This window comes from Rhodanobacter terrae, assembly GCF_042657005.1.
Classification (GTDB): domain Bacteria; phylum Pseudomonadota; class Gammaproteobacteria; order Xanthomonadales; family Rhodanobacteraceae; genus Rhodanobacter; species Rhodanobacter terrae.
This window is the reverse complement of sequence record NZ_JBHSNG010000004.1, coordinates 222,969-241,470: the sequence shown is the minus strand read 5'-3', so window position 1 is coordinate 241,470 and position 18,502 is coordinate 222,969. Positions and strand designations below refer to the sequence as shown.

Genomic DNA, 18,502 nt, shown 5'->3' with positions numbered 1-18,502 from the left:
CATGTCCGAAATCGTGAGTTCACGTCGCGCACTCGTCACCGGCGGCAGCGGCGAACTGGGCGGTGCGATCTGCCACGCGCTCGCCGACGCCGGCTGGCACGTGATCGTGCATGGCCACCAGAGCTTGACCCGGGCCGAGGAAATCGCGGCGGCGATCCGTGCGGCTGGCGGCAGCGCGCAAGCGATCGCGTTCGATGTCACCGACGCGGAAGTGACGCGTGCCGCGCTGGATGTGTTGTTGTCCGAAGGGGTGATCCACGCGGTGATCAACAATGCCGGCGTGCATGACGATGCGCCGATGGCCGGGATGAGCGGCGAACAATGGCATCGGGTCATCGACGTCTCGTTGCACGGTTTCTTCCACGTGACCCAGCCATTGCTGCTGCCGATGGCGCGCGCGCGCTTCGGGCGCATCGTGTCGGTCAGTTCGGTGGCGGCGCAGCTGGGCAATCGCGGGCAGACCAATTACGCGGCGGCGAAGGCGGCACTGCACGGCGCCAGCAGGTCGCTGGCGCGCGAGATGGCCTCGCGCGGCATCACCGTCAACGTGGTGGCGCCCGGCGTGATCGAGGGACGCATGGCCGACGCGGCGTTTCCGCCGGAACGCATCCGCGAGGTGGTGCCTGCGCAGCGCGCCGGCAAGCCGGAAGAGGTGGCCGCGCTGGTTGCGTTCCTGTGTTCGGATGCAGCCGGCTACATCAACGGCCAGGTGATAGGGGTCAACGGTGGCATGGGCTAGGCGGCGTCACGTCGCCGTTGACGGCTGAAGTACAGCAGCATCGGAGTGGTCATCATGGTGGTGACGATGGCCATCAGCAGCAGCAGGGTGAACATCTCGCGGCCGATCACGCCGGCATCGAGACCGATCTTCAGCACGATCAGCTCGACCATGCCGCGCGAGTTCATCAGCGAGCCGACCGCGAAACTGTCGCGCCAGCCATGGCCGCCAAGACGTGCGCCGAGCGCGCCGCCGATCACCTTGCCGGATACCGCGACGACGAGAATCAGCGCGAAGCGCCCAGCGCATCGCGCTGGAACGCGTCGACGCTGGTACTGAGACCGGTCAGCGCGAAGAACACCGGCATCAACGCGATCACCGCGACATGTTCAAGCCGCTCGATCAGCCCGGCCAGCAGCGCATCGTCGCGCGGCAGGCACAGGCCGAACACGAACGCGCCGAACACGGCGTGCAGATGCAGCCATTCGGTTATCGCGGCACAGCCCAGTGCGCCGATCAGCAGCACGGCGAGCACGCCGCCTGCCGGCTCTCCGTCCGCCGCGTGCCGCGCCAGCCAGCGCCGCAACAGCGGCCGCAGCACCCCGAAGCACAGCGCCAGCATGACGCCGACGCCAAGCACGCTGCGCCAGAACGGAGCCCAGTCGCCGTGCGCGGAGATCAGCGCGACGGTGAGTGCGAGCAGGATCCACGCCAACACGTCGGCCATCGCGGCGGCAGTGAGCGCAAGCTGGCCGACCGGTGTTTGCGTGACATGGCGATCCTTGAGGATGCGTGCCAGCACCGGCATCGCCGTGATCGCCAGCGAGGCCGCCATGAACAGCGCGAACGGCCAGTATCCGATGCCGGCGGGTGCGTAGCGTGCAAACAGTATCGGCGCGATCAACAGGGCCAGGCCGATCGGCAGCAGTACCGCGAACCCGCCGACCGCACCGGCCGCGCGCAAGGTCCGGCGCGCCCCGCCGGGCAGCCGCAGCTCGGCCCCGACGATGAACATGAAAAGCACCAGGCCGATCTGGCTCAGTCCATCCAGCGCCGGCAGGCTGGCCGGCGCGAACAGCCAGCTCTGCCACCCCGGTGCCAGGGCGCCGAATACCAGCGGACCCAGCATGAGGCCGGCGATCATCTCGCCGATCACCGGCGGCTGACCGATCCAGCGCAGCAGCCAGGCCAGACCCCGTGCCGTGAGCAGGATCACCACCAACTGCACCAGCAGCAGCGCGTGGCCCATGGCGTCAATCCGTCGGGGAGTTGACGACGATCGGCGCGCCGCGCGACCGGCGATGGCTCTCGAAGATATTGCCGTAGTGAAAGACCCGGCCGATCGTGTAGAAGGTGATGCGGGTGACATCGCCGACCGGATTGAAATGGCTGAGCCGGAAGTCGCCCTGGTAGCGCGACGCGATCGGCACCGAGACCACGCCGAGCTTTTTCTCGCGCGAGGCGGCGATCAGCAGCGCCGCCTCGAACACGAAGTTCTCCGCCGGCAAGTCGACCAGATCCAGCGCCGCCCGCGGATACCAGCGCTGGCCGCTCTGGGTGTCGGCGACCGGTTGCGCGCAGGCCCAGGAGATGCCCCAGTCGGCGACGGCGTTGGCGCGGCGGCGGCCCTTCGGCTGCTGCTCGCGATGGAGCAGGCGCGCACCGATCACGATGTGTCCGGGATATTGCGCAGCGGCCGCCACGATGCGCGGGATGTCGCTGGCCAGGTGCTGGCCGTCGCCATCCATCGTCAGCACCGCCTCGTAGCCCTGCCGCAGCGCTTCGCGAAAGCCGTGGCGCAGCGCGTCGCCCTTGCCGTGCCGCTCGCGATGCCGCAGCAAGGTCACCGGCAATGCGGCGACGATGTCCGGCGTGCGGTCGTTGGAGCCGTCGTCGATCACGATCACCGGTGCGCCGAGTGACAGTACGGACTCGACCACCGACTGGATCGCGGCTTCCTCGTTGAGGCAGGGGATCAGCACGCACCAGCGTGGGACAACGGTATTCAAGCGACCAGCTCCTTTCAGACATGATCCATGTCGATCTGCAGTCCCAGTGTAGCGGCTGCCGCCAGCTGGCAACGCCCCTCGCGGCCGCGGGCCAGTCCGGCCAGCAGCGGCAGGCTGGCCGCCGACGGGTTGCCGTCGCGCCAGCCGGCCAGCGGCTCTTCCAGCGCACTTTCCGGGCACGCCGACGTCAGCTGCAGATCGAGCCGGGCCAGCGTCGTGCTGCCGCGTTCGGGCGCCAGTACCAGTGCGCAGGCGAACGGCTGGCGGCAACCGGTGGCCTCGCCCAGCGGTCCGCTGCCTGCGGTATCGACGCAGACCAGCAGCACGGCGCGCTGTTCCGCCAGCACCTGGCTGGCGGCTTCAAGCAGGCCGGCGCCGAAACTGTAGTGCTGCGCGGCGACCGCCGTGGAAGGCGCATGACAACCGGTGGCGATCGTCCAGTAGCCGACCGGTGCGTTGTGCACCGAATTGTGGAAGCGGATCGGCGACAGCTCGGCCGGCGCCTGCGCCAGCGTGGCGCACATGTAGTCGGTGATCGGCTGGTCGCCATGCGAAGAGGCGAATACGCAGGCCAGCGCGGCTGCGTCGCGGCCGCTCATCGCGACGGCCTGCCCGGCCACTTCGATCGCCAGCAGCACGCTTTCCGGTGCGCGCCGGCGTTCGTTCGGCGGCAAGGTGGCGGCGTCGGGCCGGCCCGGCGGCGGCATGGGCGTGGCACCGCCGAGCAAACTCTGCAGTGCGGCGAAATCGGCCAGTTGCGGCGACCACAGGCCGACGCCTTCCACGTAAATGCGCAGGACACTCATGCGGCGAATCCCGCTCGGGCGAACGCGAGGCAGGCGTTGTTGCCGCCGAAGCCGAACGAGTTGCTGAGCGCCACGTCGACGCGCTGCTGCTCGTTGCGCCACGCAAAGGACGCGCCGCAGAACGGATCGGGCGTGTCGCCGCCGAGGTTGCCGGGGATCAGGCCGTGCTCGATCGCCAGCAGTGCGATGGCGGCCTCGACGATGCCGGCGGCGCCCAGTGTGTGGCCGGTGAAGCCCTTGGTGGAACTGGCCCGGGTCCGGGCCGGAAACGCGCGGCCGACCAGCGCGGCCTCCACTTCGTCGTTCTTCTGGCTGGCGGTGCCGTGCAGGTTGATGTAGTCGACCTGGCTCGCATCGAGCCCGGCGCGGGCCAGCGCATCGCGCAGCGCCAGCTCGGCACCGAGCCCGTCCGGATGCGGCGTGGACATGTGGTGCGCGTCGCTGGCTTCGCCGTAGCCGAGCAGCTGCGGCGCGCCGGGCGCGGTGTCGATCCGTTCCAGCAAGGCGAAGCCGGCGGCCTCGCCGATCGAGATGCCGTCGCGCGCGGCGTCGAACGGGTGGCACGGCGTGGGCGACACCAGCTCCAGCGCGTTGAAGCCGAACAGCACGCTGTCGCACAAGGTATCCACGCCGCCGACCACCGCCGCATCGATCAGGCCGAGCCGGATCATCCGCTCGGCACTGGCGAACACCTTGGCGCTGGACGAGCAGGCGGTGGAGACGGTCAGGCACGGCCCTGCCAGCCCCAGCGCCGTCGCCACGAAGGCGGCCAGCGAATGGGGGGCGTGGATCGCCGGTCGCAGCATGTCGTCGACAAATCCGCCATCGGCGTCGAGCCGGCGGTACGCCTCTTCGGTGGCGCCGATGCTGGCGGTGGAGGTGCCCAGCAACACCGCGATGCGCGCGGCGCCGTAACGCACGCATGCGGCCTGCACGCGCTCGAGGAAACCGTCCTGATGCAGGCCCAGCCACGCCAGCTGGTTGTTGCGGCATGCCCAGGCGCCGAGCGCGGCAGGCAGCACGACGTCTTCGGCGCCATCGACGCGCCCGATCCAGCATGCCAGCGGCGCGCTGCTGAAGTCGTTCGGCCGCAATCCGCTGCGCGCGGCGCGCAGCGCGTCGAGATGCGCTGCGCGGCCCTGGCCGATGGCGGTAGTAGCGGTGTAGGCGGTAACCGCGAGGGGTGTCATCAGATCGGGCATCGGGAAAGCCTAACGGGCACCCCGTGACTTGCCTAGCCTGCGGGCAGGTCACCACACAGGCGGCCGTTCAGCGTGATCGCGATTGCATGAAGCTACCGCGAATGCAGCGCCGGGGACTAAGCTGATGTACTTCTCTGCACGACAAATACCGTCCACTCCATGCCTGCCGCACAAAGCCCCTGGCGCTATCTGCGCGATCGCGACATCCAGCATGCGGCCCTGGTGACCGTGCTGGCGGTGTTGCTGAGTGCCGGCCTGGTCTGGCTGGGCTACCTGATTCATGTCTGCCGGGTGGCCGCGCGTAGCCCGCCGGCACCGCCGCGACGAATGATCGCGCTGGTGTTCGGTCGGCGGCTCGAGAACGACGTACCGGGGCACGACTACCAGCTGCGTCTGCGTCGCGTGCTGGCCATGGCAGCGCAGGAACAGACCGACCATGTCTTGCTGCTCGGCGGTTGCAGCGGCGGTCCGTGCAGCGAGGCCGCGGCTGGCCATGCCTGGTTGCTGCAGCACGGCCTGTCCGCCGGCGTGCGGATGGAACTGGAACAGGATTCGGTCGACTCGCTGGAGAACCTGCGCCATGCGCGTCGCCTGCTGCAGGCGCAAGCGGATAGCGCCGAGCTGCCGCCGGTGGCCCTGGTCACCAGCCGCTATCATCTTGCCCGTTGTCTGATGCTGGCGCGCCGGCTCGGTTTCGACGCCATGCCGATCGCCGCCGAGTCCGTCATGCCGTGGCATGGACGCTATCCGCGCCTGCTGCTGGCCGAGTCGGGCTTTCTGATGTGGACCGACCTGGGCTTGCGCTGGGCGCGGCTGATCGGTCATCGGCGGATGCACGACCGGATCAGTTGATGGTGCCGGCTGCGAGCCACGGCTCCCGCAGTCTTGTGCGCTTGGCGATGTCCCTGCAGACTGCGCGGGCCGCGCAGCTTGCCGGCTATCCAGGGGGAATAGCATGCCGCGTTCACGACTGCTGTCGCTGTTGCTGCTGCCTTTGCTGTTGCTGACCATGGCATTCCGCCAGGTGCCGTTGGCTGATCCTCCGCCGATCGACGTGCCAGCCGGTTTGACCGCGGTGCAGGTAAGCAAGGCAGTCAAGGGCGCACTGATGGGTCGAGGTTGGGCGGTCACGTCCGAACAGGCCGATGGCATCGATTCGACCCTGACCGGGAATGACTACACCGCGAACATCCATGTCGCCTTCGATACCCGCCAGATCAAGATCACCTATGTCGGCAGCACCAACCTCAAGTACGAAGTGAAGAAAAATGGCCAGCGCATGATCCACACCAACTACATGGGCTGGATGCGCTACCTGAGTGGCGACATCGGCCGCGATCTGGAGCTGATTTCCGCCGGTGCGGACTCAATGCCGACCGCCGCTCCAGCCGGCTGACGGCAGGCGGCATGCCGATCCCGACGGCCCCGTATCGGGGTCGTCGTCGTTTGAGCGCGCGCGGCGTCTCGCCGCATCCACCGTGCGCGCCGCCTTGCTAAGCTCGTCTCTTGTCGTCGAAACCCGGGACCTTGATGAGCCAGCAAGCCGATCTTGCCGAAAGCTTCCTGCGCGGACTGCAGGACCGCATCTGTGCCGCGATCGAGCAGATCGATGGCGGTGCACGCTTCGAGGAGGACGCGTGGCAGCGCCCGGCCGGTGGCGGCGGACGTACCCGCGTGCTGCGCGACGGTGCAGTGTTCGAGCAGGCCGGCATCAACTTCTCGCGAGTCAGCGGCAGCCAGCTGCCGCCCAGCGCCACCGCGCACCGGCCCGAGCTGGCCGGCGGCAGTTTCATCGCCACCGGCGTCTCGCTGGTGCTGCACCCGAAGAATCCGCATGTGCCGACCACGCATGCGAACGTGCGTTATTTCGAAGCCAGCAAGGAAGGCGTGGAACCGGTGTGGTGGTTCGGCGGCGGCTTCGACCTCACCCCGTTCTATCCGGTAGATGAGGACGTGGTGCACTGGCACACGGTGGCGTGCGACTTGTGCGAGCCGTTCGGCGCGGATGTCTATCCGCGCTACAAGCGCTGGTGCGACGAATATTTCTATCTGAAACACCGCGACGAGACGCGCGGCGTCGGCGGCCTGTTCTACGACGATCTCAATCAGGGCGGCTTCGAGCGCTGCTTCGCGTTCACCCGTGCGGTGGGCGAGGGCTTCCTCGATGCGTACCTGCCGATCGCCGAGCGCCGCAAGGACACGCCGTACGGGGAACGCGAACGCGAGTTCCAGCTGTACCGGCGCGGCCGCTACGTGGAGTTCAACCTGGTCTACGACCGCGGCACGCTGTTCGGCCTGCAATCCGGCGGCCGCACCGAGTCGATCCTGATGAGCCTGCCGCCGCGGGTGCGCTTCGAATATGCGTACCAGCCCGAAACCGGCTCGACCGAGGCGAAGCTGGCCGACTACCTCAAGCCCCGCGACTGGCTCCCGCTGCCGTAGGAGCCCGCTCGCGGGCGATGCCTTTGCTTTGATCTTTCCTACCCAACATCAGAGCAACGGCATCGCCCGCGAGCGGGCTCCTACCAGGGTGATTTGCCTTACGGCGTCGCGCCGCTGAACTTCACCGGCGTGGCGCCTTTGACCGGGCCGATCTGCGCGCTGTCGCTGACCTTCAGCACCACCTCGCGCCTGAACTCCAGCGTGCCCTGCACCACCGCATGCGGGCCGATCACCACCAGCGGCGTGCGGCTGTTGAAGTTGAACCAGCCACTGGGCTTGTCGACCAGGATGCCGCCTTCGACATGCGAATTGGCACCCACGGTGATGTCCCCGCCGACCGTCTCGATGCCGCCGGCCACATGGGCATCGTCCAGCACGATCTTGCCATTGACGTTGCCGAGCTTGCCGCCGACATCGGCACCCTGCGCCAGCTGAATGCTGCCGTTGACGGCGTTCACCTCGCCGCTGACCCGGCTGGCGCGGCCCATGCTGACCGCACCGTTGACCGTGCCCAGTTCGCTGGCCTGCGCCTTGTCGCCCAGTTCGACGGCGCCGTTGACGGTGCTGGCCTTGTGCACCACGGCGCCGCCGGCGATATGTACCGAGCCGTTGACCGTGCTGACGTCGCCGGCCTGCTGGCCGGCTTCGACCTGCACCGTGCCGTTGACCTTGTCGATATCGTTGTCGCGCGCGGTCGCCAGCAGCGGCAGGCCCAGCACGAGCGCGGTGAGGATGAGAATCGTCGGGGAACGACGCATGGCAATCTCCATCATGATGGGTAGTGGCATATAGGATGCTCCGCCGGCGCAACCGGTTTAGCATGACCTGTGGCAGGGGCCGCATTTGACGATGCCGGGGCTGGCCTGCACCATTCCCGATTTACCTCATCCTTTTGAGCGCGCCCATGCACAAGCTCGTACTGATCCGTCACGGCCAATCCCAGTGGAACCTCGACAACCGTTTCAGCGGCTGGGCCGACGTCGACCTCACCGCGCTAGGCATGGCCGAGGCGCAGGAAGCCGGGCGATTGCTGCAGGCCGAGGGTTTCGCGTTCGACGTGGCGCATACCTCGGTGCTCAAGCGCGCCGTGCGCACGCTGTGGGGCGTGCAGGACGCGATGGATCTGATGTGGCTGCCGGTACTCACCGACTGGCGCCTCAACGAGCGCCACTACGGCGCGCTGACCGGCCTCAACAAGGCGGAGACGGCGGCGAAGTACGGCGAGGATCAGGTCAAGATCTGGCGCCGCAGCTACGACATCCCGCCGCCGCCGCTGGAGCGCAGCGCCAACGAGTCGGTGCACGATCCGCGTTACGCCACGCTGGCTCCGAAAGAGATTCCCGACACCGAATGCCTGAAAGACACCGTGGCCCGCGTGCTGCCGTACTGGCACGAGGTGCTGGCGCCGACGATCCGCGCCGGCCAGCGCGTGCTGGTGGCCGCGCACGGCAATTCGCTGCGGGCGCTGGTGAAATACCTGGACGACATATCCGACGAGGCCATCGTCGAGCTGAATATTCCCAACGGTGTGCCGCTGGTGTACGAGTTCGACGAGAAGCTCCAGCCGCTGCGCCACTACTATCTCGGCGACGCCGACGCGATCGCGGCGAAGATGGCAGCGGTGGCGAACCAGGGCAAGGCGAAGTAAGCCGCCTCGCCGCATTCCTGTAGGAGCCCGCTGGCGGGCGATGCTCTTCGCTCTTTTCCGCGATCCTCGTCCCTTGTCTCTCGCCAAAAGCATCGCCCGCCAGCGGGCTCCTACCAGAGCTCGCGTAGGTTGGCATGAGCGCGGCGAAGCCGGGGACGCGCCTGCGACTCTTCACGAACTCCTGGCATCGTCGATGGGTGACAAACATCAGTCGCCCGCGCAGGTCCGCCGCACTATCCTGACGACCTGCCCACCCACCGGACCGCGCCATGCCCGCGCACCTGACCAACTACCTCGTCATGCTGCCGATCCTCGCCTGGATCGTGTGGCGCCGCGTCAGCCGCCAGTTCGGCCGGCAGCCGATCCAGCGCAAGCGGATGATCTTCCGCATCGTGGTGTTCTCGATCCTCGGCGGCGTGCTCGCGCTCAGCGGGCTGCACAAGATCGAACTGGCCGAGGGACTGCTCGGCGGTGCATTGACCGGCGGTGCGATCGGCCTGCTTGGCCTGCGTCTGACCCGTTTCGAAGCGGACCCGGCCAAGGGCGATTGCTACGTGCCGAATTCGTGGATCGGCGCGCTGCTCACCGTGCTGGTGCTCGGGCGCCTGGCCTGGCGCATGATGGTGCTGTGGCCGCAGCTGCAGCATGCCTCGACGGCAGCTTCCGACCCGATGACGGGTTATTCGGGACAGCCGATGGGCTACGCCTCCAGCCCGCTGACCATGCTGGTGCTGGGCTTGTACGTCGGTTACTACATCGTGTATTTCACCGGCCTGCTGATCCATCACCGCCGTTTCCAGCGCACGCATCCGGTCACGACGGCGGCTTGAGGATGCTCTGATCCCTTCAACGCCGGCGATGATTCACGGCACGATGCTCACGTCGATCTCGATCGGGTAAGTGGCGCTGTCGGGCAACTTCGGTGGCGCCGGCAGCGTCATCCTGCCCAGGCTGGCGGCGAGACAGTCGGCGACCGGCGTGGCCGGCTGCGCCTCGATCCGGCCTGGCTTGCCGTCCGGCGAAACGTCCGCGACCACGGTGAACGGCGACTTGTCCGCAGGCGTATTGCTGACGATGCAGGCTTTCAGGGCGGCAGCGAACGGATCGTTGATGCGCTCCCACAACTGCTTCTGATAAGCCGGGCCGGTGTTGCCGGCCTCCACCAGTTTGCCCTGCATCACGCGCGCGGCGAAGCTGTCGCCGGAGGTTCCCTGCGGAGTGCCCAGCAGCAGGGCAAGAGCGAGAAGGGTGGACATGGGCGATTCCGTCAGCGATGGGCAGCAGGCAAGTCAGGCGGCCACGTTAGCAGTTCGGCCGCGGCGGTTCATTCGGCCCGGTGTGGCAGCGCCAGATACTCCTCGCTCTGCATCTCGATCAGGCGTGACTCGGTGCGGCCGAATTCCGCACGCAGGCGTTCGCCGTCGTACAGCTCGGTGATCGGGGCGGCGGCGGACAGCACCAGCTTGACGTGACGGTCGTAGAACTCGTCCACCAACTGCACGAAGCGCTTTGCGGCGTCTTCGCTGTAGATGCTGAACTGCGGCACGTTGGCGATGATGATCGCCGGACCGGCCTTGGCCAGCGCGATGTAGTCGGCCACGGCGCGGGGGCCTTCGCACAGCGCGGCGAAATCGAACCACAGGATGTCGTCGGCGCGCTTGCGGTAGGGAATGTCGCGGCCGTTGATGTGCAGCACACCATTCCGTTGCACGGTGCCGCCGGCCTGGCTGGCGAAGATGCGTTCCAGTACGCGGTGCGCCTCGGCACCGGGCGGCGTGAGATACACCGGCGCCTGCGTCAGCGCGCGCAGGCGCCAGTCGTGCGAGGAGGCCATTTCGATCACGTGGCAGCGCCGCTCGATCAGCGCGATCGCGGGCAGGAAGCGCGCGCGCTGCAGGCCGTCCTTGTACAGGTTCGCGGGCGCGGTATTGGAGGTGGTGACCAGGGTCACACCACGCGCGAACAACGCATCGAGCAGGTTGGCCAGGATCATCGCGTCGCCGATGTCGTTGACCAGGAACTCGTCCAGGCACAGCACGCGGCAGCGCGAAGCGAGTCCGGCCGCGACATCGACCAGCGGACTCTGCCGCTCGCCCAGCGCGCGCAGGCTCTCGTGCACTTCGCCCATGAAGCGGTGGAAGTGCCGGCGCAGCACCACACCGTGCGGCAGGCTGGCCGCGAACAGATCCATCAGAAAGGTCTTGCCGCGGCCGACCGTGCCCCACAGGTACAAGCCGGGCACCGCTTCGGGGGTCTCGTTGCCGAGCAGGGATTTCAGTCGGCCGAACAGGCCATTGCCATTGCCGGGGTCGGGTTGCACGCACAGCGCCGCGTGCATGCGGTCGAATTCGGGCAGCAGCGCCAGCTGAGTCGGGTCGGCTTCCCAGCGATGCGCGGCGACGCCTTCCAGATAGCGCGCACTGGGCGCGAGCGGCGGGGTTTCACTCATGGAACGACGTCTTGGATGGGGTTGATCGACGAGCAGCTGAGGCGGGGACGGCCTGCCTCACGATGGACGTGGCGGCGGCAGCCAGTCGCGCACAGCGTGTTTCACGGCACCGCGCAGGTCCATCAGCCGGCGATGGAAGAAGTGGCCGGTCTCGGGCATGCGTATCAGTTCCGGCGGCGCCGCGAGGCTGTCGATCCAGTCGTACACGGCCTGCGGTTCGACCACTTCATCTTCCTCGCCCATCACCACCAGCCACGGGCAGCCGGGCGGGGTGACCGATTCGAACGACCAGCGGCCGGCGGGCGGGGCGATGCTGATCAAGGCGCTGGCATGCAGCCGGGCGGCACGGTGGATGGTGACGTAGCTGCCGAACGAGAAGCCGGCCAGCCAGAGTGCATCGTCCGGCCGCGTGCGGCGCACCCAGGCCACCACGGCGGCGAGATCGTCGCCCTCGCCGGCACCGTTGTCATGCACGCCGGCGGAAGCGCCGGTGCCGCGGAAGTTGAAGCGTACGGTATCCAGCCCGGACTCGCGCAGTGCGCGTTCGACCATCGTCACCACCTTGTTGTGCATGGTGCCGCCCTGCGCCGGGTTCGGGTGGCAGACCACCGCGACGCCGCGGCGTGCGCAGGCCGGTTCGGCGACCTCGCTGATGGTTTCCAGCTTGCCGGCGGGGCCGTCGAGCATGAAACTGGCGGCGATATCGGGAAAGCTGGCAGGTTCGGTGGAGAGCTCGGTGGGATTCATGTACGCGATGATAACCGCCACTGCGATTCGCCGCCGCGGGTGGCGTCGATGAACCATCTGGCGCATGCGTTGCTCGCCGGCGACGACGAGTGGCTGCAGCTGGGCGGGATGCTGGGCGACTTCGTGCACGGCCAGCCCGATCCGCAGCTGCTGCCGCCGCAGGTGATCGCCGGCATCCGCCTGCATCGTGCGATCGACGTATATACCGATGCCCATCCCGACGTCTTGGCAGCCAAGGCGCTGCTGCCGCCGCCGTACCGGCGCTATGCCGGAATCCTGCTGGACATGTGGTTCGATCATTGCCTGGCGCGGGATTTCCCGCGCTGGAGTACGCAGCCGCTGGACCAGCGTTCGGCAGCATTGCGGGCATTGCTGCACCGTCACGATGCGTTGCTGCCGCCGGCGTTGCGGCGTTTCCGTGGCTACATGGACGCGCATGGGCTGCCAGCGGGCTACGCCGATCGCGCGACGCTGGGGTGGGCGCTGGCAGGCATCGGACAGCGCCTGAGCCGGGCCAATCCGCTGGATTCGGCTTTGCCGGTGCTGGTGCAACGGGAACTTGCGCTGCAGGGGCGCTTCGACGCGTTCTTTCCGCAGCTGCAGGAGTTTGCGCGGGCGTGGGTGGAGGGGCAGGTGGCGTGAGTGGGGGATGGCGCAAGCACCCGGCCCTCACCCCCACCTTCTCCACACGGGGGAGAACGGGCAAACGAAAACGCCGCCCGAAGGCGGCGTCGATTCGATTCGATTGAGGCCTGGCTTACTTGGCCTGATCGACAATCCAGTGCACGGCGTTCTTTACCTGCTCGTCGGTGAGCGCCGGGTTGCCGCCCTTCGGCGGCATGAAGTTGCCGTCCGGGCCGTGGTAACCGTCGATCGCATGCTTGACCAGGGTGTCGATGCCCTGCGCGATGCGCGGGCTCCACATGGCCTTGTTGCCGACCTTGGGGGCGCCCGCCACGCCGGCGGTATGGCAGCTGGTGCACAGGTGGTCGAAGATCGCCTTGCCGTCGGTGGTGCCGCCGTAGGCGACCTGCGAGGCTGCGGCCTTGGCGGCGGCATCGGCGGCAGCCTGCATCGCGGCGCGGCCGGTGTTGCCGGCGTAGACGGCGCCGGCCGGCGCGATCCGCGCGGCGACCGTTGCCGGTTGGTTCGGGTTGGTTTCCTGCGGCTCGTGCTCGTAAATCGCCAGTGCCGTGAAGATCAGCACCACCGTCAATACCGCCAGACCGCCGATCATGACCGAAAACTGGCGCAGGACGCTCTGATCGGATTTGCTCATGGGACCACTCACGCACGTACTCCTGTCAGTGGGCAGCGCGGAACGCCACGATGGCGGCTCCGACCTGCCTGAATGCCTGTACTGTTGCACCGGTCTGGCGAACTCATCCCGGTGCGGATTGCCGTACCGATGGACGTACGACACGAATGCCACCTGCCGCCAGACCCCTGGGGTCGGAAGGCAACAAGTCGCGGATTATAGACGAAGCGCGCGGCAAGTTTCAGGCCGGCGACGCCAGATTGTCGTGCCGGCACCGCGGCCTGCGCAGCCCGCGCGGTGCCCGAAGATGGCTTCGCAACAGCCGTCAGCCATGCCATCGGTCATGCCCCGCATGTGTCAACCGGCATTGTTCAAGTTCGTTCAACTGCCCTTATGCTGTCATTCGAGAGGCGTTTCCCGGTGCTGTTCCGTGCGGTATGGCCTGACAAACGCCAGACACATCACAGACGCATGCTGCGTTGCTGAGTGCCGGTTGACCGCACCGTCCAGTCCAGGAGTTTTACATGTCGCGTTTTTGGAAGATCGCGTTGATCGTCATTGCCGTGATCATCGTGGCCGTCGTGGGTTTTCGCCTGTTGCACAAGCCGGCCGGACCGGCCTCGGCGCAAACCGCCGGCAAGGGCAAGGACGGCAAGGATGAAACGCCGCCGGTGCCGGTCACCGTGGTGCCGGTGGTCAAGCAGAATGTGCCGGTCTATCTGACCGCGCTTGGGACGGTGCAGGCGCTGAACACGGTCACCGTGAACCCGCAGGTGGGCGGCCAGCTGCTCAGCCTCGACTTCACCGAAGGCCAGCCGGTCAAGAAAGGCCAGGTGCTGGCGCAGATCGACCCGCGCACCTACCAGGCGGCGTATGACCAGGCGCTGGCGAAGCAGCATCAGGATCAGGCGTTGCTGGACACCGCGAAAAGCAACCTCTTGCGCAACCAGGATCTGATCGCCAAGGGCTATATCTCCAAGCAGGATATGGACACCTTGCGCAACACGGCAGCCCAGTACCAGGCCGCGGTGGCGGCCGACGCGGCCAATATCCGCGACAGCCAGGTGCAGCTGGCCTACACCAAGGTGATCTCGCCGATCGACGGCCTGGCCGGCATCCGCGGCGTGGATCCGGGCAATGTGGTCACCACCAGCACGGCGATCGTCACGCTGACGCAGCTGCAGCCGATCAATGTCATGTTCACCCTGCCCGAGCAGAACCTCGACATGGTGCGCGGCGCCGCCTCTCAGGCCGGCGCGGTGCTGCAGGTGACCGCGCTCGACCGCACCGATGCCCATCCGATCGCCAGCGGCGGCGTGCTGAAGGTGATCGACAACCAGATCGACGCCACCACCGGCACGTTCCGCCTCAAGTCGGAATTTCCGAACGCCAAGAACGAGCTGTGGCCGGGCCAGTTCGTCAACGTGCAATTGCTGGTCAATACGGTCGATGGCGGCCTGGTGATTCCGGCACAGGCGGTGCAGCGCGGTCCCGATGGCGACTATGTCTACCAGGTGCAGGCCGACCACACGGTCAAGATGCAGCCGGTGGTGGTCGCCGGCGAAGTGGGCGACAGCCACGTGATGATCGGCAGCGGCCTCAAGGCCGGCGAGCAGGTGGTCACCGAAGGACAGTTCCGCCTGAAGCCGGGCAGCAAGGTCAATGCGTTGAAGCCGGGCGAAGTGCCGCCGGCGCCGACCGCGGAACAGCTCGACAAAGCCAAGAAAAACAGCATGGGCGGTGGTCGACGTCATTGATGACGGGCCGGTGCTCCAACCAGTGCGCCGGCACCACTGTCGCGATGAACCTGGCCGCGGTGCGGCCATGATCGCGGCTGAAGCCGCTCCACCACGTTACGGATAGCCATGGGATTCTCGACCCTCTTCATTCGCCGGCCGATCGCCACCTCGCTGTTGATGGTGGCGGTGCTGCTGCTCGGCATCCTCGGCTACCGCCAGTTGCCGGTGTCCGCGTTGCCGGAGATCGAGGCGCCCAGCCTGGTGGTGAGTACCCAGTATCCGGGTGCCAGCGCCAATACCATGGCATCGCTGATCACCACGCCGCTGGAGCGCAACCTGGGGCAGATCTCCGGTCTCAGCATGATGAGTTCGGACTCGGCCGCCGGGTTGTCCACCATCGTCCTGCAGTTCGCGATGGACAGGGACATCGACATCGCCGCGCAGGACGTGCAGGCCGCGATCAACCAGGCCAAGGGCACGCTGCCGGGCAACCTGCCGTACCCGCCGGTGTACAACCGGGTCAATCCGGCCGACGCGCCCATCCTCACCCTCAAACTCACCTCGACCAGCCGCCAGTTGCGCGAGGTGAACGATCTGGCCGACTCGATCATCGCGCAGAAGTTGTCGCAGGTGCAGGGCGTTGGCCTGGTCTCGATCGCCGGCAACGTGCGCCCGGCCGTGCGCGTGCAGGTGAATCCGGCGCAGCTGTCCAACCTCGGGCTGACCCTGGAAGACGTGCGCAGCGCGTTGACCCAGGCCAACGTCAACGCGCCCAAGGGTACGCTGAACGGCAAGACGCAGAGCTACTCGATCGGCACCAACGACCAGCTGTCCGACGCGTCCGAATACAAGAGCAGCATCATCAGCTACAAGAACAACTCGCCGGTGCGCCTGTCCGACGTGGCCAACGTGGTCGACGGGGTCGAGAACGACCAGCTCGCCGCGTGGGCGAACGGCAAGCCGGCGGTGCTGCTGGACGTGCGTCGCCAGCCCGGCGCCAACATCGTGCAGACGGTGGCGCAGATCCGCGCCGTGCTGCCGGAACTGCGTGCCGCGCTGCCGGCCGACGTGCACCTGGACGTGTTCGCCGATCGCACGGTGACCATCCAGGCCTCCGTGCACGACGTGGAATTCACGCTGCTGCTGACCATCTTCCTGGTGGTGGCCGTGATCTTCGTGTTCCTGCGCCGGCTGTGGGCCACGATCATCCCGTCGGTGGCGGTGCCGCTGTCGCTGCTGGGCACGTTCGGTGTGATGGCGTTCACCGGCATGTCGCTGGACAACCTCTCGCTGATGGCGCTTACGGTGGCCACCGGTTTCGTGGTCGACGATGCGATCGTGATGATCGAGAACATCGTGCGCTACATCGAGCAGGGCAAGAGCGGCCAGGAAGCGGCCGAGATCGGCGCCAAGGAAATCGGTTTCACCGTGCTGTCGCTGACCGTGTCGCTGGTAGCGGTGTTCCTGCCGCTGCTGCTGATGCCCGGCGTCACCGGCCGGCTGTTCCACGAATTCGCCTGGGTGCTGACCATCGCGGTGACCATCTCGATGCTGGTGTCGCTGACGCTGACGCCGATGATGTGCGCCTACCTGCTCAAGCCGGACCAGCTGCCGGTCACTGATGAGGGATGGGGCGACGACGCGCACGAACGTCATGCTGCGGCGGGAAAGCGCACGGTGTGGTCGCGCACGGTCGATCTTTACGCCAACACGCTGGACTGGGTGCTCGATCATCGCCAGCTGACCATGCTGGTGGCGGCGGCGGCGGTGGTGCTCACCGTGTTCCTGTACGTCGTGATACCGAAGGGTTTGCTGCCGGAGCAGGACACCGGCCTGATCACCGGCGTGGTACAGGCCGACGACAACATCGCGTTCCCGCAGATGCAGGACCGCACCAAGGCCGTCGCCGAGGCACTGCGCAAAGATCCGGCCGTGGCCGGCGTAGCCGCGTTCATCGGCGCCGGCACCATCAACCCCACCCTCAACCAGGGTCAGCTCAGCATCGTGCTGAAGGATCGCGGTAGCCGCGATGGTCTGGACGCGTTGCTGCCGCGACTGCAGCAGGCCGTGGCGGACATTCCCGGCGTCGCGCTGTACCTGAAGCCGGTGCAGGACGTCACCCTGGACAGCCGCGTCGCCGCCACCGAATACCAGTATTCGCTGTCCGACGTGAATTCGACGGAGCTGGCCAAGTACGCCGGGCAGATGACCCAGGCGATGCGCCAGCGGCCGGAGCTGTCCGATGTCGACAACAACCTCGCCAACAACGGCAATGCGCTGAAACTCAGCATCGACCGCGAAAAGGCCAGCCGCCTCGGCGTGCCGGTGCAGACCATCGACGACACCTTGTACGACGCGTTCGGCCAGCGCCAGATCTCGACTATCTTCACCCAGCTCAACCAGTACCGCGTGGTGCTGGAAGTGGCGCCGGAGTTCCGCTCCAGCGACGACCTGCTGAACAAGCTGACCGTGCGCGGCAACGGCAACGGCGCGCTTACCGGCAGCAACGCCACCAGCTTCGGCCAGCTCAAGTCGAGCAACTCGGCGACGCCGTCGGGCATCGGCAACGCCGGCAACGTAGGCTTCCAGCTCGGCGGCGGCGGCACCATTCCGTTGTCATCGCTGGTCAGTGCGCAGGTCACCAGCGCGCCGCTGGTGGTCAGCCATCAGCAGCAGCTGCCGGCGGTGACGCTGGCGTTCAACGTGGCGGCGGGCTACTCGTTGTCCGACGCGGTGTCGGCGATCCACCAGGTCGAGGCACAGCTCAACTTCCCGCCGCAGGTGCGCGGCGAGTTCGTCGGCAAGGCGGCCGAGTTCACCTCCTCGCTGGGCGACGAGGTGCTTCTGCTGCTGGCGGCGATCGTGGTGATCTACATCGTGCTGGGCGTGCTGTACGAGAGCTACATCCATCCGCTGACGATCATCTCCACCCTGCCGCCGGCCGGCGTCGGCGCGCTGCTGGCGCTGCTGATGTGCGGCATGAGCCTGTCGGTGGATGGCATCGTCGGCATCGTGCTGCTGATCGGCATCGTCAAGAAAAACGCGATCATGATGATCGACTTCGCGATCGAGGCCCGCCGCACCGGGCTGAATGCGCGCGATGCGATCCGCCGCGCCTGCCTGCTGCGCTTCCGCCCGATCATGATGACCACCGCTGCGGCCATGCTGGGCGCCTTGCCGCTGGCGCTGGGCAACGGCATCGGCGCCGAACTGCGCCGCCCGCTCGGCGTGTCGATCGTCGGCGGCCTGCTGCTGTCGCAGCTGGTGACGCTGTACACCACGCCGGTGATCTACCTGTACATGGAGCGTTTCTCCGACTGGCTGGCCGTGCGCCGCGAGCGGCGTGCGCTGGCGCGCGCGCAGGCCGACGGCACGGCGTGATCGATCGCGCCCTTCGCGTCCGGGCAGCGCGAAGCGGTCGCCCGGCAACTCCCGCCGATCAACCTTTTCGCGGCATGGACGTTGATGCTGGGATGATTCGTTC

The 18,502-nt window shown here is 67.3% G+C and carries 17 protein-coding genes and 1 pseudogene; 9 read left to right on the top strand and 9 right to left on the bottom strand.

Going from position 1 to position 18,502, the window contains the following annotated elements:
- Position 1 precedes the first annotated feature (1 nt).
- Positions 2 to 739: a 3-oxoacyl-ACP reductase FabG gene (fabG, locus tag ACFPPB_RS06230; protein ID WP_377325420.1), complete on the top strand. Its 738-nt coding sequence runs from the start codon at positions 2 to 4 to the stop codon at positions 737 to 739.
- Here fabG and ACFPPB_RS06225 read toward each other — a convergent pair.
- The 4 genes and pseudogenes from ACFPPB_RS06225 to ACFPPB_RS06210 form a co-directional block, all read right to left on the bottom strand.
- Positions 736 to 1,967, bottom strand: a pseudogene (locus ACFPPB_RS06225) (cation:proton antiporter). The gene fabG and the pseudogene ACFPPB_RS06225 sit on opposite strands and share 4 nt — an antisense overlap.
- Positions 1,968 to 1,971: 4 nt before the next feature.
- Positions 1,972 to 2,727 carry a glycosyltransferase family 2 protein gene (locus tag ACFPPB_RS06220; RefSeq protein WP_377325418.1) on the bottom strand — a complete coding sequence of 252 codons (756 nt, stop codon included), beginning with the start codon at positions 2,725 to 2,727 and terminating at the stop codon, positions 1,972 to 1,974.
- Between the two features lie 14 nt (positions 2,728 to 2,741).
- Positions 2,742 to 3,533 (bottom strand): beta-ketoacyl synthase chain length factor, encoded by a 792-nt coding sequence (locus ACFPPB_RS06215; RefSeq protein WP_377325416.1) that lies wholly within the window; start codon positions 3,531 to 3,533, stop codon positions 2,742 to 2,744.
- Entirely contained in the window at positions 3,530 to 4,723 is a 1,194-nt protein-coding gene (locus ACFPPB_RS06210) for a beta-ketoacyl-[acyl-carrier-protein] synthase family protein (RefSeq protein WP_377325483.1), read from the bottom strand. Before ACFPPB_RS06210 ends, ACFPPB_RS06215 begins: the two co-directional genes overlap by 4 nt.
- 171 nt (positions 4,724 to 4,894) lie before the next feature.
- On the opposite strand from ACFPPB_RS06210, the gene ACFPPB_RS06205 reads away from it, so the two are divergent.
- The 3 genes from ACFPPB_RS06205 (at position 4,895) to hemF (ending at position 7,177) form a co-directional block, all read left to right on the top strand.
- Positions 4,895 to 5,587, top strand: a complete 693-nt coding sequence (locus tag ACFPPB_RS06205; RefSeq protein WP_377325414.1) for a YdcF family protein — start codon at positions 4,895 to 4,897, stop codon at positions 5,585 to 5,587.
- A gap of 103 nt (positions 5,588 to 5,690) precedes the next feature.
- Positions 5,691 to 6,131, top strand: coding sequence for a hypothetical protein (locus ACFPPB_RS06200; protein ID WP_377325412.1), 441 nt, complete (start codon positions 5,691 to 5,693; stop codon positions 6,129 to 6,131).
- Between the two features lie 134 nt (positions 6,132 to 6,265).
- Positions 6,266 to 7,177 (top strand): oxygen-dependent coproporphyrinogen oxidase, encoded by a 912-nt coding sequence (gene hemF / locus ACFPPB_RS06195; RefSeq protein WP_377325410.1) that lies wholly within the window; start codon positions 6,266 to 6,268, stop codon positions 7,175 to 7,177.
- 98 nt (positions 7,178 to 7,275) lie between these two features.
- Here the strand turns inward: hemF and ACFPPB_RS06190 are convergent, their stop codons facing one another.
- Entirely contained in the window at positions 7,276 to 7,935 is a 660-nt protein-coding gene (locus ACFPPB_RS06190; protein ID WP_377325408.1) for a DUF4097 family beta strand repeat-containing protein, read from the bottom strand.
- A 146-nt stretch (positions 7,936 to 8,081) separates the two neighbouring features.
- On the opposite strand from ACFPPB_RS06190, the gene gpmA reads away from it, so the two are divergent.
- Both gpmA and ACFPPB_RS06180 read left to right on the top strand, forming a co-directional pair.
- Positions 8,082 to 8,825 (top strand): 2,3-diphosphoglycerate-dependent phosphoglycerate mutase, encoded by a 744-nt coding sequence (gpmA, locus tag ACFPPB_RS06185; protein WP_377325406.1) that lies wholly within the window; start codon positions 8,082 to 8,084, stop codon positions 8,823 to 8,825.
- 269 nt (positions 8,826 to 9,094) lie between these two features.
- Positions 9,095 to 9,655, top strand: a complete 561-nt coding sequence (locus tag ACFPPB_RS06180) for a CcdC protein domain-containing protein (RefSeq protein ID WP_377325404.1) — start codon at positions 9,095 to 9,097, stop codon at positions 9,653 to 9,655.
- 33 nt (positions 9,656 to 9,688) lie between these two features.
- Here ACFPPB_RS06180 and ACFPPB_RS06175 read toward each other — a convergent pair whose 3' ends face one another.
- From ACFPPB_RS06175 to ACFPPB_RS06165, 3 genes are all read right to left on the bottom strand, one after another.
- Positions 9,689 to 10,081 carry a peptidase C13 gene (locus tag ACFPPB_RS06175; protein WP_377325402.1) on the bottom strand — a complete coding sequence of 131 codons (393 nt, stop codon included), beginning with the start codon at positions 10,079 to 10,081 and terminating at the stop codon, positions 9,689 to 9,691.
- Positions 10,082 to 10,149: 68 nt separating this feature from the next.
- On the bottom strand, positions 10,150 to 11,274 hold the full coding sequence (zapE, locus tag ACFPPB_RS06170) for a cell division protein ZapE (RefSeq protein ID WP_377325400.1): 1,125 nt from the start codon (positions 11,272 to 11,274) through the stop codon (positions 10,150 to 10,152).
- Between the two features lie 57 nt (positions 11,275 to 11,331).
- Positions 11,332 to 12,021 carry an alpha/beta hydrolase gene (locus ACFPPB_RS06165; RefSeq protein WP_377325398.1) on the bottom strand — a complete coding sequence of 230 codons (690 nt, stop codon included), beginning with the start codon at positions 12,019 to 12,021 and terminating at the stop codon, positions 11,332 to 11,334.
- Between the two features lie 48 nt (positions 12,022 to 12,069).
- Between ACFPPB_RS06165 and ACFPPB_RS06160 the strand changes: the two genes are divergently transcribed.
- Entirely contained in the window at positions 12,070 to 12,663 is a 594-nt protein-coding gene (locus ACFPPB_RS06160) for an acyl carrier protein phosphodiesterase (RefSeq protein WP_377325396.1), read from the top strand.
- Between the two features lie 115 nt (positions 12,664 to 12,778).
- Here the strand turns inward: ACFPPB_RS06160 and ACFPPB_RS06155 are convergent, their stop codons facing one another.
- Positions 12,779 to 13,300, bottom strand: coding sequence for a c-type cytochrome (locus ACFPPB_RS06155; RefSeq protein ID WP_377325394.1), 522 nt, complete (start codon positions 13,298 to 13,300; stop codon positions 12,779 to 12,781).
- Positions 13,301 to 13,803: 503 nt separating this feature from the next.
- Between ACFPPB_RS06155 and ACFPPB_RS06150 the strand changes: the two genes are divergently transcribed.
- Together ACFPPB_RS06150 and ACFPPB_RS06145 are read left to right on the top strand one after the other, a co-directional pair.
- Entirely contained in the window at positions 13,804 to 15,036 is a 1,233-nt protein-coding gene (locus ACFPPB_RS06150) for an efflux RND transporter periplasmic adaptor subunit (protein ID WP_377325392.1), read from the top strand.
- A gap of 108 nt (positions 15,037 to 15,144) precedes the next feature.
- Positions 15,145 to 18,399 carry an efflux RND transporter permease subunit gene (locus ACFPPB_RS06145; RefSeq protein WP_377325390.1) on the top strand — a complete coding sequence of 1,085 codons (3,255 nt, stop codon included), beginning with the start codon at positions 15,145 to 15,147 and terminating at the stop codon, positions 18,397 to 18,399.
- Positions 18,400 to 18,502 lie beyond the last annotated feature (103 nt).

Excerpts from the sequence above, each read along its gene's own strand:
- fabG (WP_377325420.1), top strand. The coding sequence starts at position 2 with ATGTCCGAAATCGTGAGTTCACGTCGCGCACTCGTCACCGGCGGCAGC.
- ACFPPB_RS06215 (WP_377325416.1), bottom strand. The coding sequence starts at position 3,533 with ATGAGTGTCCTGCGCATTTACGTGGAAGGCGTCGGCCTGTGGTCGCCG.
- ACFPPB_RS06210 (WP_377325483.1), bottom strand. The coding sequence starts at position 4,723 with ATGACACCCCTCGCGGTTACCGCCTACACCGCTACTACCGCCATCGGC.
- ACFPPB_RS06205 (WP_377325414.1), top strand. The coding sequence starts at position 4,895 with ATGCCTGCCGCACAAAGCCCCTGGCGCTATCTGCGCGATCGCGACATC.
- ACFPPB_RS06200 (WP_377325412.1), top strand. The coding sequence starts at position 5,691 with ATGCCGCGTTCACGACTGCTGTCGCTGTTGCTGCTGCCTTTGCTGTTG.
- hemF (WP_377325410.1), top strand. The coding sequence starts at position 6,266 with ATGAGCCAGCAAGCCGATCTTGCCGAAAGCTTCCTGCGCGGACTGCAG.
- ACFPPB_RS06190 (WP_377325408.1), bottom strand. The coding sequence starts at position 7,935 with ATGCGTCGTTCCCCGACGATTCTCATCCTCACCGCGCTCGTGCTGGGC.
- gpmA (WP_377325406.1), top strand. The coding sequence starts at position 8,082 with ATGCACAAGCTCGTACTGATCCGTCACGGCCAATCCCAGTGGAACCTC.
- ACFPPB_RS06180 (WP_377325404.1), top strand. The coding sequence starts at position 9,095 with ATGCCCGCGCACCTGACCAACTACCTCGTCATGCTGCCGATCCTCGCC.
- ACFPPB_RS06175 (WP_377325402.1), bottom strand. The coding sequence starts at position 10,081 with ATGTCCACCCTTCTCGCTCTTGCCCTGCTGCTGGGCACTCCGCAGGGA.
- zapE (WP_377325400.1), bottom strand. The coding sequence starts at position 11,274 with ATGAGTGAAACCCCGCCGCTCGCGCCCAGTGCGCGCTATCTGGAAGGC.
- ACFPPB_RS06165 (WP_377325398.1), bottom strand. The coding sequence starts at position 12,021 with ATGAATCCCACCGAGCTCTCCACCGAACCTGCCAGCTTTCCCGATATC.
- ACFPPB_RS06160 (WP_377325396.1), top strand. The coding sequence starts at position 12,070 with ATGAACCATCTGGCGCATGCGTTGCTCGCCGGCGACGACGAGTGGCTG.
- ACFPPB_RS06155 (WP_377325394.1), bottom strand. The coding sequence starts at position 13,300 with ATGAGCAAATCCGATCAGAGCGTCCTGCGCCAGTTTTCGGTCATGATC.
- ACFPPB_RS06150 (WP_377325392.1), top strand. The coding sequence starts at position 13,804 with ATGTCGCGTTTTTGGAAGATCGCGTTGATCGTCATTGCCGTGATCATC.
- ACFPPB_RS06145 (WP_377325390.1), top strand. The coding sequence starts at position 15,145 with ATGGGATTCTCGACCCTCTTCATTCGCCGGCCGATCGCCACCTCGCTG.